At 68.7% G+C, this 15457-nt stretch carries 12 protein-coding genes and 1 pseudogene; 3 read left to right on the top strand and 10 right to left on the bottom strand.

What is annotated here, in order from left to right; all coding sequences use genetic code 11:
- Positions 1-50: 50 nt before the first annotated feature.
- Entirely contained in the window at positions 51-1367 is a 1317-nt protein-coding gene (fliI, locus tag KL771_RS07290; protein ID WP_261967885.1) for a flagellar protein export ATPase FliI, read from the bottom strand.
- 385 nt (positions 1368-1752) lie between these two features.
- Here fliI and ctrA point away from each other — a divergent pair, with 385 nt between their 5' ends.
- On the top strand, positions 1753-2460 hold the full coding sequence (ctrA, locus tag KL771_RS07285; RefSeq protein ID WP_054360571.1) for a response regulator transcription factor CtrA: 708 nt from the start codon (positions 1753-1755) through the stop codon (positions 2458-2460).
- 180 nt (positions 2461-2640) lie between these two features.
- Positions 2641-3318, top strand: a complete 678-nt coding sequence (locus KL771_RS07280; protein WP_261967884.1) for an outer membrane protein — start codon at positions 2641-2643, stop codon at positions 3316-3318.
- 213 nt (positions 3319-3531) lie between these two features.
- On the opposite strand, the gene KL771_RS07275 is transcribed toward KL771_RS07280, so the two are convergent.
- The 9 genes and pseudogenes from KL771_RS07275 to KL771_RS07235 form a co-directional block, all read right to left on the bottom strand.
- Complete coding sequence (locus KL771_RS07275) at positions 3532-4962, bottom strand: class I adenylate-forming enzyme family protein (protein ID WP_261967883.1); 1431 nt, start codon at positions 4960-4962, stop codon at positions 3532-3534.
- Positions 4963-5033: 71 nt separating this feature from the next.
- Positions 5034-6413: a sigma-54-dependent transcriptional regulator FlbD gene (gene flbD / locus KL771_RS07270; RefSeq protein ID WP_261967882.1), complete on the bottom strand. Its 1380-nt coding sequence runs from the start codon at positions 6411-6413 to the stop codon at positions 5034-5036.
- Positions 6414-6436: 23 nt separating this feature from the next.
- Positions 6437-6736 (bottom strand): flagellar motor switch protein FliN, encoded by a 300-nt coding sequence (gene fliN, locus KL771_RS07265; RefSeq protein ID WP_244472192.1) that lies wholly within the window; start codon positions 6734-6736, stop codon positions 6437-6439.
- Positions 6737-7028: 292 nt separating this feature from the next.
- A pseudogene (locus tag KL771_RS28355) lies at positions 7029-7544 on the bottom strand (FliH/SctL family protein); the annotation flags it as partial.
- Positions 7545-7560: 16 nt separating this feature from the next.
- Entirely contained in the window at positions 7561-8655 is a 1095-nt protein-coding gene (gene fliG, locus KL771_RS07255) for a flagellar motor switch protein FliG (protein ID WP_261967880.1), read from the bottom strand.
- 7 nt (positions 8656-8662) lie between these two features.
- On the bottom strand, positions 8663-10390 hold the full coding sequence (gene fliF, locus KL771_RS07250; RefSeq protein ID WP_261967879.1) for a flagellar basal-body MS-ring/collar protein FliF: 1728 nt from the start codon (positions 10388-10390) through the stop codon (positions 8663-8665).
- Between the two features lie 327 nt (positions 10391-10717).
- Positions 10718-10993, bottom strand: a complete 276-nt coding sequence (gene sciP, locus KL771_RS07245) for a CtrA inhibitor SciP (protein WP_054360580.1) — start codon at positions 10991-10993, stop codon at positions 10718-10720.
- A gap of 160 nt (positions 10994-11153) precedes the next feature.
- Entirely contained in the window at positions 11154-11819 is a 666-nt protein-coding gene (locus KL771_RS07240; RefSeq protein ID WP_261967878.1) for a flagellar hook assembly protein FlgD, read from the bottom strand.
- Positions 11820-12047: 228 nt separating this feature from the next.
- Positions 12048-13862: a flagellar hook-length control protein FliK gene (locus KL771_RS07235; RefSeq protein ID WP_261967877.1), complete on the bottom strand. Its 1815-nt coding sequence runs from the start codon at positions 13860-13862 to the stop codon at positions 12048-12050.
- Positions 13863-14242: 380 nt separating this feature from the next.
- On the opposite strand from KL771_RS07235, the gene mnmA reads away from it, so the two are divergent.
- Positions 14243-15436, top strand: a complete 1194-nt coding sequence (gene mnmA, locus KL771_RS07230) for a tRNA 2-thiouridine(34) synthase MnmA (protein ID WP_261967876.1) — start codon at positions 14243-14245, stop codon at positions 15434-15436.
- Positions 15437-15457 lie beyond the last annotated feature (21 nt).

Genomic DNA, 15457 nt, shown 5'->3' with positions numbered 1-15457 from the left:
CTTCGCCGTGTGTTGCGTTCATGCAACAGGTCGCGGCGGGACGGTCGGTCTCAGCCCGCCAGAATTTTGGCGATCTGATCGTAGCAGTCCGGCAGGCGGGTCGATTCCTCCTTGCGTTGGGTCAGGAAGGCCTCGAACGGGCCATTGAGAGCAATGGCGCGGTCGACCTCGGAGCTGGAGCCCTTGCGATAGGCGCCGAGCCGGATCAGCTCCTCCATGTCGGCATAGGTCGCCATGAGGCGTTTTGCCTCGGTGATCAGCGGCCGGCGCGCTTCGGGAATCGCGCGCGGCATGGTGCGCGACACCGACTTGAGCACGTTGACGGCCGGGTAGCGGCCGCGCTCGGCAATGGCGCGTTCCATGACGATATGGCCGTCCAGGATGCCGCGGACCGCGTCGGCGACCGGCTCGTTGTGGTTGTCGCCCTCGACCAGCACGGTGAACAGGCCGGTGATCGAGCCGCCGCCCGGGAAACCCGGTCCGGCCCGTTCCAGGAGCCGCGGCAGTTCCGTGAAGACGGTCGGCGTGTAGCCCTTCGAGGTCGGCGGCTCGCCGGCGGCGAGGCCGATCTCGCGCTGCGCCATGGCGAAGCGGGTGACCGAGTCCATCAGGCACAGCACGTTGGCGCCCTGGTCGCGGAAATATTCCGCGGTCGTCAGGGTCAGATAGGCGGCCTGCCGGCGCATCAGGGCCGGCTCGTCCGAGGTCGCCACCACCACCACCGAGCGGGCGAGGCCGGCCTCGCCCAGATCGTCCTCGATGAATTCCTGCACCTCGCGGCCGCGTTCGCCGACCAGCCCGATCACCGCCACGTCGCAGGCGGTATAGCGGGCGAGCATCGACAGGAGCACCGACTTGCCGACGCCGGAGCCGGCGAAGATGCCCATGCGCTGGCCGCGGCAGCAGGTCACGAAGGTGTTGAGCGCGCGCACGCCGAGATCGATCGGGTCGCCGACCCGGGTCCGATCGGCCGCCGGCGGCGGGTTGGCACGGAGATGGCGCGCCTCGGGGCCGGGCGCGAGCGGACCCTTGCGGTCGATCGGCAGGCCCATGGCGTCGACGATGCGGCCAAGCCAGGCCTCCGAGGGCCTGACGACCGCATCGGCGGCCTCGATCACGGCCCGGCAGCCGAGCCGCACGCCCTCCACCGATCCGAACGGCAGCAGCAGGGCGTGGCCGCTTTCGAAACCGACCACCTCGGCCGGCACCGAGGGGCGGGCCGAACCGCTTTCGATCCGGAGCCTGGAACCGACGCTCATGGCATGCAGCGGACCGGCGACCTCGATCATCAGGCCGCGCACGCCGACGACCCGTCCGAAGGTCTCCAGTTCGCCGATCTCCGCGATTTCCCGGATGAGCGCTTCCACGGATGCTTCTTTCGGCAGACGTCGTTTCGACTCGGGCGGTTCAGTAACGGCTTATTAACGTCCTTCGTCAAACATTATGAACGAGCGTTCGATGTGGGGTCGATCGCAAAATATCGTCGGCGTTCGGCGGAGAGCTGATTCCCGAGAGTCGGTTAGCGGTGCTTCTTGAAGTGCCGCGTTAACCGACAATCTCGCGGAAACACATTTTCCGTCAGGCGCATGCGAAAATTTCCTGCACTGATCCCGCGCGCCGCTTGCCGCTACGAATCAAAATTTGTTAACCATTGGCCGGTACGCTACCGAGTCGGGGTTCACAGGTTCCTTCGCAGCGGTCGAACGGGGGCCGATGCGCCAAGCCCAGGATAGGCGACACGAGGGGATTGGCATGCGCGTACTGCTCATCGAAGACGACAGCGCGACTGCTCAGAGCATCGAATTGATGTTGAAGTCGGAAAACTTCAACGTTTACACGACGGATCTGGGTGAAGAAGGCATCGATCTCGGCAAACTGTACGATTACGATATCATTCTGCTGGATCTCAACCTTCCGGACATGTCCGGCTACGAGGTCCTCAGGACGCTGCGCGTTTCCAAGGTGAAGACGCCGATTTTGATCCTCTCCGGTCTGGCCGGCATCGAGGACAAGGTGCGCGGCCTCGGCTTCGGCGCGGACGACTACATGACCAAGCCGTTCCACAAGGACGAGCTGGTCGCCCGCATCCATGCCATCGTGCGCCGTTCCAAGGGCCACGCCCAGTCGATCATCCAGACCGGCGAACTGACCGTCAATCTCGACACCAAGACGGTCGAGGTGAACAGCCAGCGGGTGCATCTGACCGGCAAGGAATACCAGATGCTGGAGCTGCTTTCGCTCCGCAAGGGCACCACGCTCACCAAGGAGATGTTCCTCAATCATCTCTATGGCGGCATGGACGAGCCCGAACTGAAGATCATCGACGTGTTCATCTGCAAGCTGCGCAAGAAGCTTGCAAGCGCGACCGGCGGCAAGAACTACATCGAGACGGTGTGGGGCCGCGGCTACGTGCTGCGCGAACCCGACGAGAACGATGTCTATTCGGAAAGCGTCGCCTGATTTTCTGACCGCCCTGCGGCCAGACGCCGCGCATTGTGGTCGCCGCAAGTCCAAACCCCGCCCTTCAGGCGGGGTTTTGCTTTGGCGGAGCGCGAAAAAGACGCAGTGTGTTGCCCCTACGGAATTGCGCGCGCCTGCGAATTTGAGCATGGATTATGCAATCGTTTTTCGGGGGCAATCATGTTTCGAGTCGTGACGGGCGCATTCATTGCCGTGGTCGCCGCGAGCTGCGGCAACGCCGCGGCCCAGGGGGGGACCCCCTACAACTGGTCTGGTGTCTATGGCGGCGTCAGCGGCGGTTATGCCGCGCAGACGGGGCGGATGAACCAGACGACGGACTTCTTCCTGCCGCCGGGCGAGCACAAGCAAAGCCTCAATGGCAAGGGCGTCAGCCTCGGCGGCTATGTCGGCTACAATTTCCTGGTCACGCCGATGGTCCTCATCGGTGCGGAGGCGGAAGCGGCCACCATCCAGGGCTCGGCCACCAAGAAGCTGTCCCAGTTCGGCGCCAGGCTTGAGCAGGACGGTCAGTGGATGGGCAGTCTGCGCGGCCGCGTCGGCCTGGCGCTCGACCGGACACTGATCTACGCCAATGCCGGCGTCGCCTATTCGGACGCGAAGACGACCATGGCGTGGGTCCCGGTCGGGTCGCGCTGGACCTACAAAGCCGGCACCGGGCGGGTTCTCGGCCTCGGCATCGAGCAGGCGGTGACCAGCAATATCGTGCTCCGCCTGGAGGGTTCGGCCTACGATTTCGGCAGCGGCAAGGCGCATGCCTACGACAATATCGGCGGCTACGAGTTCAAGGGCTCGCAGGAATCGGTCTCCGTGCGTGGCGGCGTCGCCTACAAGTTCTGATCCGCGCGGGGCGGACCGGGCACTGTCTTCGGTCTCCCGGCAGCGCCGTCCTTCGATGCCTGCCGCGCCCGGGCTCGTCCCGGGCGTTTGCTTTTGAGGCCGCCCGCGTCCCCGAGCGGACCCGGGCGCCGCGCCGATGTCGCGTTCGCGCCGGCTGCGGCCGGCGGGGGGCGCGCCCGGCAACGCACCCTTCCCCCGGGTGGCCCCGGCGCGTCAGGCCCCAAGCGCGGCCGCCGCCAATTGGCGGACCTCGCCGCGCGCGATCTTGCCGTTCTCGGTTCGCGGAATGGTCTTGACCGGCACGAAGCGGTCGAAGGCGGCGCTGCGGATGTTGCGGGCCGCCCAGTCGGCCAGTGTGCCCTGGCGATAATCCGCGGCCGCGACGACGAGGGCGACAATGGCCGGCCGGCCGATGCCGGACGGCACGGCAACGACCGCGATGTCGGTAATGCCCGGTGCCCCCGCGAAGGCGGCCTCGATCGTCTCCGGGGCGGTCTTGGCGCCGCCGGAGTTGATCAACTGATCGGTGCGTCCGGTCAGGATCAGCAATCCGTTGGCTTCGATGCGCGCCAGATCGCCGGGATGATGCCATCCCTCGGCATCGAAGCCGAACGCTGCCGGATCGGCATCGCCATAGGGGCGCGCGTCGGCGCGGCTGCGCGTCCGGACATGCCCTTCGGTTCCGGTCGCCACCGGGCGGTTCTGGTCGTCGACGATCTCAGTATCGGCCGTGGAGCCGATGAAGCCCACCGCGCCGGGCACATGCAGCCGGTCGAGCGGCGCCCAGGCGATGGCGCCGGTCTCGGTCGATCCGTAGACGCAGACCGCGTTCTTGCACAGATGCGCCATCACGGCGCCGGCCAGCGCCGGGCTGTGCATGCCGCCGCCGATCACCGCCATCGACAGGGCCGGCATCGGCGTCGGGCCGCGGCGCAGGTCCTCGATCATCAATTCCGCCGCACGCGGAGAGGCGATCATGCCCTCTGCGCCATAGAGGGCGGCCATCCGTATGGCCGCACCGGTATCGGGCGGCAGCACCAGGCTCGCCCCGCAGGAGAGCGCCTCGAGCGCATAGACCAGCCCGTAGCAGGTCGACAGACCGACCAGGATCATCAGCCGGTCGACCGCCCGGTAGCCGATCGACACGCGCACCACCTGCAGTCTTTCGCGCAACGACAGCGCCGTGAAGGCCAGCGGCTTCGGCGTGCCGGTGGTGCCGGAGGAGAAGACGACGCGGATGACCGCATCGTCCTCGAAACGAACCGGCCGCGTCTCGGGTGCCAGATCGAACCAGCGCTCGGTCATGATCAGGCATCGATGGCGCGTCCGCGCCGACAGGTCCGATTGGCCGATCACGGCCTTGAAGGAAACGCCGAGCCGATCGATCGGATCCTGGCTGCCGAAGGCGGCGCCGACCGCGCCGATATGGGCGAGCGCGCAGGAGAGGATCAGGTTCCAGGACGGCAGGTCGATCTGGAAGCCGACCACGTCGCCGCGGCCGATGCCGGCGGCCGACAGGCTCCGGGCCACGCCGCGGATGCCTTGGCCCATCATGCCGTAGGTGACGATCCGGTCTGACAGGATGAGAGCCGGCTTCTCCGGCCAAGTCTTCGCCTGGAACAGCACGTGCTCGTGGAAATTCACCGCAGCCCCTCCGATCGCGATTCGACCGGATGGTGGTGTCACGGGCTGACGTCTCGGTCAACGGTCGCCGCTCAGGCGACCTCGCGCGCCTCGCCCTGGCCGGGCGGGGGCACCGGATGACCCTCCTCGGCATATTCCTTGAGCTTGTTGCGCATGGTGCGGATCGAGATGCCGAGGATGTTGGCCGCGTGGGTGCGATTGCCGAAGCAGTGGTCGAGCGTCGACAGGATCAGGTCGCGCTCGACATCGGCCACCGTTCGGCCGACCAGGGCGCGCGTCACCGCCTCGGCGGTCTCGGCGGCCCGGGCCACGGTCCGGTCGAGGTCCGGGCGTTCGGGGGCGCCCATCAGTTCGCCGTCCGGCGTCAGGATGGCGTCCGGGCCGATCTCGTCGCCGGCGGCGACCAGCACGGCGCGGTGCATGCAGTTCTCGAGCTCGCGGACATTGCCCGGCCAGCGCGCGCGCATCAGCTGCCGGCGCGCCTCCGCGCCGATCGCCTTCGGCTTCAGCCCGTTCACCTTGGCGTATTTCTCGGCGAAATGCTCGGCGAGCGCGATCACGTCGGCCGGCCGCTCGCGCAAGGGCGGGATCTTCAGGTTGACGACGTTCAGCCGGTAGAGCAGGTCCTCGCGGAACGTGCCCTTGCGCACCTCGTCGGCGAGCGTGCGGTTGGAGGTCGCCAGGATGCGGATGTTGACCGGCACCGGCCGGGCGCCGCCGACCCGGTCGATCAGCCGCTCCTGGATGGCGCGCAGCAGCTTGGCCTGCAGGCGCAGGTCCATCTCGGAGATTTCGTCGAGCAGCAGCGTGCCGCCGTCGGCCTCCTCGAACTTGCCGATGCGGCGCGCGATCGCCCCCGTGAAGGCGCCCTTCTCGTGGCCGAACAGCTCGCTTTCCAGCAGTTGCTCGGGGATCGCGGCGCAGTTGACCGCAATGAACGGCTTGTCGGCCCGGTTCGACTTGCGATGCACGTGGCGGGCGAGCACCTCCTTGCCGGTGCCGCTCTCGCCGGTGATCAGGATCGAGGCCTCCGAGGCGGCGACCTGGTCGGCCAGGCGCAGGACGCGCGCCATGGCGTCGTCGCGCACGATCAGATCCCGGCTCTCCTCGGCGACCGCGGCCAGAACGGCGGCGATCAGCTCGGGATCGGGCGGCAGCGGGATATATTCCTTGGCGCCGGCGCGGATCGCCTCGACGGCCGCCCGGGCATTGGTGGTCGTCCCGCAGGCGACTACCGGGACGTGGATCAGTTCCTGCTCCAGGCGGCGGATCAGGTCGCCGATATTCAGCGCCACGTCGATCATGATCAGATCGGCGCCGCGGCCGGAGCGCAGCGTCTTCAGCGCGGTTTCCACCGAGTCGGCATGGACCACGGAGGCCCCGCGGTCCATCGCCATGCGCGAGGCGACGGCGAGCTGCCCACCCAGCGTTCCGACGATCAGCAGTCTCATGGCTCAGCCCTCCGGCGCGCGACTCAGCGCTCGCCCTTGATGATTTCGGTCATGGTCACGCCGAGCCGGTCCTCGACCAGGACGACTTCGCCGCGCGCGACCAGACGGTTGTTGACGTAGATGTCGATCGCCTCGCCGACCTTGCGGTCGAGTTCCAGCACCGTGCCGCTGGTCATCCGCAACAGGTCGGAGACCTGCATCCGCGCCTGTCCGAGCACGGCCGAGACCTTGACCGGGACGTCGAACACCGCCTCCAATTCGGCCGCACTGCGGGCGATCACCGGTTCGTCGTTGAGTGCGCTCTGGCGGGCTGGGTTGCCCATCTCGTCGAGCGCGATTCCCTCGTTCGGGCCGGCCATGGCTCAGGTCCTCCCGCCGTTCTCGGCGGGCGCCGCCGCGGGGGGGGGGGGGAGGGGGGGGGGGGGGGGGGGGGGGGGGGGGGGGGGGGGGGGGGCCCCCCCGTCCCCGGGCCCCCGCCGCGGCGTCGCGGGCGGCAAAATAGCGTGCGACCGCGGCGTCGACCTCGGCCTCAAGGGCGGCGCCGTCGCGGATGATGCCGCCGTCGGCCCATTCGATCCGGCAGTCGCCGCGCCGGACATCCGGCTCGCCCAGGATGACGATGCGGCCGTCGAAGCCGCTCTCCCGCGCGATCCGGTCGACCTCGGCGCGGATCTGCTCGGCATGTTCGGGGGCGAGCCGCAACACCATATGGGGCGCCTTGCGCAGGGGGCCGAGGCATTCGGCCAGCACCGCGCGAATGGCCGCGGTCGGCTCCCGGTCGATCAGCCCGGCGCTGAGCTTGCGGGCGGCGGCGAGCGCCAGATCGATCGCCTGCTTCTCCAGTGCCGTCCTGTCGGCGTCGAGGGCGGCCAGGAGCGCGCGCGCCGAGGCGACCAGCACGGCGGCCTCTTCCGCCAGACGCTCGGCGGCGCGCACCTCGGCGCTCTGCCGGCCTTCGAGGCGGCCGGCGGCAAGCCCCGCCTCGCGGCCGCGCGCCTCGGCAGCCGCCTTTTCGGCCAGATGCAGTTCGAGATCGATCGTCGGCCGCTCGGGCACGACTTCGACCGGCTTCGGCGGCACGGGCGGCGCGGCGAAGTCCTTGTCGAACAGGAAGCGGGCTGGGGCTGCCATGCTGGTTTTCCGGTCCTCAGTAGATCAGTTCGTCGTCGCCCTTGGACTTGGTGATCATGATCTCGCCCTTCGCCGCGAGATCCTTGGCGACGTTGACCATGGTCGCCTGCGACTCGTCCACGTCGCGCAGGCGGACCGGGCCGAGTGCCTCCATGTCTTCCTTGAGCATGCCGGCGGCGCGGCTCGACATGTTGGAGAAGAAGATGTTCTTGAGGCTGTCAGAGGCACCCTTGAGCGCGATGGCCAGCTTGTCCTTGTCGATGTTGCGCAGGAGCGTCTGGACGCCGGCGCTGTCGAGCTTGCCGAGATCCTCGAAGGTGAACATCAGTGCCTTGATCTTCTCGGCCGACTCGCGGTTGTCCTCCTCCAGCGCAGTCAGGAAGCGGGCTTCGGTCTGGCGGTCGAAGGAGTTGAAGATCTCCGCCATCAGTTCGTGCGCGTCGCGCCGCGAGGTGTGGCTGAGATTGGACATGAACTCGATGCGCAGCGTCTGCTCGACCTTGTCGAGCACCTCCTTCTGCACCGCCTCCATCTTCAGCATGCGGTTGACGACTTCGAGCGAGAATTCTTCCGGCAGGATCGCCAGCACGCGGCCGGCATGGTCGGAGCGGATCTTGGACAGGACCAGCGCGACGGTCTGCGGGTATTCGTTCTTCAGGTAGTTGGCGAGCACGTTCTCCTGCACGTTGGAGAGCTTCTCCCACATGTTGCGGCCGGCCGGCCCGCGGATCTCCTCCAGGATCTGGTTGACCCGGTCCGGCGGGAGGAAGGACAGCAGGATGCGCTCGGTCGAATCGAGGTTGCCGGTCAGCGAGCCCTTCGACGAGATGCGGGTGACGAAGTCGACGAAGAGGTTCTCCAGCATCTCCGGCGTGACCGGGCCGAGCTTGGCCATGGCCTGCGAGATCTGGCGGATCTCCAGTTCGTCGAGCCGCTTCCAGACTTCGCGCCCGTGTTCCTCGCCGAGCGCCAGCAGGAGCACGGCGGCGCGCTCGGCGCCGGCCAGTTCCCGGTAGCGTTCGTTGGTGCTGACCTGGAGCGCGGCGACGCCGGTGGCGCGCTGCGCCAGGGTGGCGGGCGGCGGGGCGGCGGTGGGAGCGGGTGCGGCCATGGTGCGGTCAGCCCTCCATCAGCCAGCCGCGGATCAGCGCCGTGGCTTCGGCCGGATGTTCGACGATCAGTTCGCCCACCTTCTGGATCGAGGTGGCATGCATGGCGCCGAGCGCCTTGGCCTGCTCGAGCTTCTGCAGGTTCATGTTGTCGGGCAGCGGCAGGCCGGCGGCCTGGCCGTCCGGACCGACCGTGCCGGCGGCGCTGACCGGAACGGGCTTGCCGTCCGCACCGATGACATGGCCCGGCAGGGTGACTTGCAGCACGGTCGAGCCCGGCTCGCCGGAGAGCGTGGCGGAGGCGCCGAGCGCGGCGACCCCGTTTCCGGCGGCATTGGCGGCGGTCGGGTCGACCATGCGCTTGATCAGAGGCCGGACGGCGAAGAGCAGGACCAGGATGGTCATCAGGAACAGGATGCTGAGCTCGATCAGCCGCAGGATGTCGTCCTTGGTGAAGTCGATCAGCGCCATGATGCCGGTCTTGGCCTGCGCCTCCAGCGGCAGCGAAGCCGGCGCCTCGGCGAAGCGCAGGTTGACCACCTCGACCTGGTCGCCGCGCTTCTGGTCGAAGCCGACCGAGGAGCGGACCAGGGCGGAGATGCGGTCGAGATCCTGCTGGCTGCGAGGCTGGTAGGTGACCTCGCCGTTCTGGCCGGCGGCATAGACGCCGTCGACCAGCACGGCGACCGAGATCCGCTTGATCCGGCCCGCCTCCAGGACCTCGGTCCGCGTGGTCTTGGAGATCTCGTAGTTGACCAGTTCCTCGGAGCTGTTGGTGGCATCGCGGCCGGCGGCCCCGTTCTGCTGCTGGGAACCCGGCAGCTGGTTGCCGACCGAGACGGCCTTGTCGCCGGTCGCCGAGCTGGAATTCTCTTCCTTGGTCTGGGTCGAGCGGACCACCTGACCGTTCGGATCGAAGGTGTCCGAGGTCTGGGTGACGCGGTTGAAATCGAGTTCGGCGGAGACGCGGACGCGGGCGCGTCCCTGGCCGACGATCGAGCCGACGATCGATTCGATCTGGGTCTCCATGCGGCGCTCGTAGCCGGCGGTACGCTCCTGCAGGGAGGCCGCGACGGTACCCTGCGGGTCTTCCTCCTGACCGCCGCCAAGCAGGGTGCCCTTCTCGTCGACGATCGAGACGCGGAACGGCTTCAGCCCCTCGACCGCCGAGGCGACCAGGTGCTGGATCGAGCGGATCTGCTGGGCTTCGAGCGTGCCGCGCAGCTTCAGCACGATCGACGCGGATGGCATGGCCTTTTCGCGCTGGAACAGTTGCCGCTCGGGGATGACCAGATGCACGCGCGCGGCCTGGACCCGGTCGATGGCCCGGATGGTGCGCGCCAGTTCGCCTTCCAGGGCGCGCAGATGGTTGATGTTCTGCACGAAGCTCGTGGTGCCGAGCGCGTCCGACTTGTCGAAGATCTCGTAGCCGACCGAGCCGCCGGCCGGAATGCCCTTCTCGGCCAGCTTCATGCGCAGCCGCAGCAAATTCTCCTTGGGAACCAGGATCTGGGCGCCGTCCTGGCGCAGTTCGTAGGGCACGGCCCCGGCTTCCAGCTCTTTCACGATCGAGGCGGAATCCTGAACCGAGAGGTCCGAGTAGAGCGGCGCCATCACCGGCTGGGTTGCCCGCATGATGATGAAGCCGAAAAAGCCGACGAGCAGGGCCGTGACCACCGCCATGGCGGCGAGGCGGGCAGGTCCGAGGGTCTTGAGGAACTCGACGGCGCCGTTCACGGGGGTTCTTGTCCGAGGTCGGAGGGGGCAGCGGCGGCGCCGGATCCCCCGTGTGGGGCGCGGGGGCCCGACGCCGAACCGCTGGGCAAGAATTTCCCAGTGGATGGTAAACGTCCGGTTAACAAGGGTCCCGTTGCGGTACGCCCGGTGCACAAATGACGGCAATTTCGTTAACCGCCGGTTCGGCGACCGTGCGAAATTTGCCGCCTGCCATTAAGGTCCCGGAAACGGAACGGGCCGGGCCGACGACCGGGCCGACAGGCCAACGAAAAAGGCCGGGCTGTGGGCCCGGCCTTCAGGAAGAATCGGCATCGTTCGCGAGGATCGCTACTGTCGGTAATGCTGGATGCGCGTGGTCCTCAGACCCGCCAGCCCGTGGCGGTCGATCGACTGCTGCCAGGCGATGAATTCTTCGACCGTCAAAGTATAGCGGTTACACGCCTCCTCAAGCGAGAGGAGCCCGCCGCGCACCGCAGCGACCACTTCGGCCTTGCGGCGGATGACCCAGCGCTTGGTATCGGTCGGCGGCAGGTCGGCGATCGTCAGCGGACTGCCGTCCGGCCCGATGACGTATTTCACTCGCGGTCTAACCTGATCGGTCATCGTACTCTCACAAACACACTCGATGCGACCACATCGATTGAGAGCGTAAGCGCGACCGCCTTAAAATATGGCTAAGCGATGACCGACACTTCGACTGGATTGAGATGAACATCTTCGGCATCGCCGCCCTGCCGAGTCGCGGAAGGGCTTGGCCGGCCTATCAGTTCGCCGCAGTTACCGATTTCACCGACCAGACCGAAATGCTCATGCCGTCGATCAGCAGGTAGGGTTGACCGGACGTGAAATCGAGCGCCGTCACCTTGCCGGTGACTTCCGCGCTCGGCTTCACGGCATTGCCGGCGGAATCCTTGGCGTCGAAGGAAATCGTGTAGGTGCCGTCCGGCGCGGCGGACCCGTCGGTCTTCTTGCCGTTCCAGACGAATTCCTGGACGCCGCTGGTGAAGCTCTTCTGTTGCGAATAGACGACGGCGCCCGCCTCGTTCTTCACGGTCACGGTCGCCGAGGCGGCCTTCGGCATGGAGAAGCTCCACTTGGCCTGGCCGCCCTGCAGCGTGGTCTTGCTCGAATCCGCCGTCACGGTCGTGCCGACATAGTTGACCAGTTGCGTGGCGTTGGCGATGGCCAAGGCGCTCTTCATGTCCTCGAGGTTGGTGTTCATCTTGATTTGCTGCTCGATGGACGAATACTGAACCAGTTGTTGGGTGAACTGGTTGGCATCCATCGGCTGGGTCGGATCCTGATGCCTGAGCTGAGTCGTCAGCAGAGTCAGGAACATGGTGTAGTTGGACGACAGCCGGGTCTGGTCCGCGGTCGAGGCGGAATTGCTGCTGGTGCCGGGTGCCGTGGCGATGCCGGAAATGGCCATGATGCGTTTCCTTCGCTAGCGGTCAGAAACCGACATCGGCGCCCCGCAAATGTCGGATTGAATTGACCACGCAATCAAAGAGTTGGTGGTTCGGATTCACGAGCCGGACGGGAACCATCCGTCCCGATCGAACCACGAAGGCCGGCGGGCTTCGGTCGGGCCGCCACACCCGCATGCGATGACTGACGGAAGGGTCGATCCTCGCGCCGGGCGGTGGCCGGCGCCGGATCAGACGCTGAGGTCGATGCCGCCGGCCCGCTCCGGCCGGCGATAGGGCAGGGCGGCCGGGAGTGCGATCTCCTCGTCCGAGGCCTGTGCCGCATCGCCCCGGCGATCGGCGCCGTAGGGATTGCGCCAGCCGTCGCCTCCGGGCTGGCCGCCGTCCTGGCGCAGCGAGAAGCTGACGCCGTTGTCGGCGAGCTTCATGCCGCTCTGCTCCAGGCTGCGCTCAAGCCCGCGCTGATCGCGCAGCATCATGTCGAGCGTCTCGGCCCGTTCGACCACCAGATGGGCGCGAACCTCGCCGTCGTTGCCGATCTGCATGCGGATGTCGACCTTGCCGAGCTCCGGCGGATCGAGGCGGATCTCGAGACGCTTGTCGCTGCGGGCGGCGGCGCTTTGCACGGCCGCGGCGACCTGCTCGGCCGGCGCGCCGCGGGCGGTATCGGCGGCGCCGGGACCCGTCGCGGCCGCGTCGTGCAGGCCGTCCGGACCCTTTCCGGGACCGAAGGTCGGGGCGGCGCCCGGGTTGGCGCCAGAGTTGTCGCCTGGATTGGTGGCGGCATCGATGGCCGATCCGTCGGCATCCCGGTCGCCGCCGTTCCGATCGGCCGCATCCCGGTGGGCATGGCCGGCCGGCTCGGCGAGGCCGGGGCCGGCCGCGATCCTGGTACCTGCGGCCTGCGGCGCGGCCGGATCGACCGCCCTGACGTCCGATCCCTGTTCGGCCGGGTCGGTGCCGGCTTCGAGCCCGTCCGCCATCTGATGCGCGGCCTTCGCCGCCGTCTTGCCAGTCGCCGCCCCGGCGTCCGCCGGAATGGACGTCGCGCCGGGGGACGTCCCGGACGCTTCCCGTGCGGCCGTCGTGCCGCCGCCCTTCGCGGCGCCGGAAGGCCCGGTCGCGGCGGGCGCCACGACCTCAGGCGGAGACGGCGCAGCGGCTTCCGAGGCCGAACCGGCGGTCGCGGAGGCGGGAATCGAGCCGTCCGCGCCGGGGCTGGCGGCCGTGACCGGAGCGCCGGACGCTGCGCCCCGGGCGGCACCCGGGGCGAGGCTGCGAACGGTGATGCGTCCCGCGCCGGGCGGCACGCCCGGTGTGGAGGCTGCCGCCGCCGGGGCGGCGGAGGGCGCCGGTCGGTCTCCTGCGGCGGCGGACGCATCCGCCCTGGCCGAAGCGCCGGACGGCGGCGCGATCCCGTCTGCCGGGGCCGCCGCCTCGTCGACGCCGAGCGCCGCCATCAGGGCGGCGAAACTGGCGGCCGGAACCGCAGCGCCGGTTCCCGGTGTCGATGCGGCATTGACGGCCGCGGCCGGGCCGGCGCCCCCGGGTCCCATACCGCCGGGGCCCGTGGCGCCGGGGCGGATCCCGACGGGGCTTGCGGCGCCGGCATCCGGACCGCCGGCAGGCTGTATCGCCGCTCCGCCGCCGGCCGCGTCGCCGGTCGCCGCGGAGGCGGCCATGGTCTTTCCGGCATCGGCGGTCGGCGCGGTCGCGGTTTCCGGCGAACTCCCCAGCCCGGCGACGAAGAGGATCGGAACGGGCGTCTGGGCCTGCAGGGCGGAGGCCATCAGGCCCGCCTGGGCGGCCGCGGCTGCCGCATCGAGGGTCGGATCGTCGCTGCCGCCGGGGCGGCGCCGGGCATTGGCGGGAAGCTGCGGCGCCGCGCCGCCCGCCTCGGCCGCGGCCTCCGGCGCGTTCAGCGAGGCCGCGAAATTCGCCATGAAATCAAGAAATAGACCATCCGCCGTCGCGCCGCCCGCGGCCAGGGCGGTGGCGGGCGTTCCGGTCTGGGCACCGGCGGGAAGGAGCGAGATCGCAGCCAAGTCGGGTCTCCTCGGCCCATTTCGGGCTCACTGACGCAAGGTCCGCTGCAAGCCCGGGGCCACCGTGCCGCCGGGCAATAAGCTCCTGTTCCGCCAATGCTTTATCTTCAGGGTACGCTGGCGCCGCCGGGCCGTCTCGCGGTCCGCCCCGGCAATTCGTGCCTGCGCAGGCAAGACCTGCCGCCCGGCCTCTTTCCGGCTGGTGCCGGGTTTGGCTATAGTCCGGCCGTTGCGGTCCAGCCCGGACCGCCCCACATCAGCTGCGGGCCGCCCACCCATCGGCAGGCCAGATCGCCCGTTCATTGGACAATGCGACCCGCAACCGGGCCGCCGGTCATCCGGCGCGCGGCGTGACGGGCGAGGAGGAGAGAGGACCGCCCATGTTTCCTGAGCTCGACCTGCCGGGTCGCCGGGAGGAGAACCGCGTCGTCGTCGCGATGTCGGGCGGGGTGGATTCCTCCGTGGTCGCGGGCCTTCTGAAACGGGCCGGCTACGACGTCGTCGGCGTGACGCTGCAGCTCTACGACCATGGCGAGGCCACCCACCGCAAGGGCTCCTGCTGCGCCGGCCAGGACATCCTGGACGCCCGCCGCGTCGCCGAGACGCTCGGCATTCCGCACTACGTGCTCGACTACGAGGAGCGCTTCCGCGCCGCCGTGATCGACAGCTTCGCCGAGAGCTACCTGCATGGCGAGACGCCGGTGCCCTGCGTTTCGTGCAACCAGACGGTCAAGTTCTCCGACCTGCTCGACACCGCCCGCAGTCTGGGTGCGGCCGCGCTGGCGACCGGCCACTATGTCGACAGCCGGGCGCTCGGCACCGGCCACCGCGCCCTGTACCGGCCGGTCGACGAGGATCGCGACCAGAGCTACTTCCTTTACGCCACCACGCAGGAGCAGCTCGACTTCGTGCGCTTCCCGCTCGGAAGTCTGACCAAGGCGGAGACGCGCGATCTCGCCCGCGCCTTCGGGCTCGCCGTGGCCGAGAAGCACGACAGCCAGGACATCTGCTTCGTGCCGTCGGGCCGCTATGCCGACGTGATCGAGCGGCTGAAGCCGGGGGCGGCCGAGCCGGGCGAGATCGTGCATGTCGACGGCCGCGTGCTCGGCCGGCATGCCGGCATCATCCGCTTCACCGTCGGCCAGCGCCGCGGCATCGGCGTTTCGGCCGGCGAACCGCTCTACGTGGTCCATCTCGATTCGGAAACGCGCCGGGTCGTGGTCGGGCCGCGCGAGGCTCTGATGACACGAGAGCTTCATCTTCGTCAGGTCAATTGGATCGGAGACGGTACGATCGAGGCGATTCCCGCCGCCGGCGTCGAGGTCTGGGCGAAGGTGCGATCGACCCGGCCGCCGCAGCCGGCCCTGCTCGCGCGGCGTGAAGGCGACCTCGTCGTCGAACTCGCCGACGGGGAGCATGGCGTCGCGCCCGGGCAGGCCTGCGTGTTCTACGATTCGGCGGATCGTGGGGCGCGCGTGCTCGGCGGCGGAACCATCGCGCGGGTGGCGCGTAGCAGCGTTGCAGCGGGTGTCGCTTCGGGCGATCGTCTCACCACCGGCACGGCAGCCGCGTGAAGGGCCCCTATCAGCGAGAAA

It is taken from the genome of Prosthecodimorpha staleyi (assembly GCF_018729455.1).
Lineage (GTDB): Bacteria > Pseudomonadota > Alphaproteobacteria > Rhizobiales > Ancalomicrobiaceae > Prosthecodimorpha > Prosthecodimorpha staleyi.
Note: the sequence above shows the minus strand (reverse complement) of the source record. Positions and strands in the feature narration are given on the sequence as shown.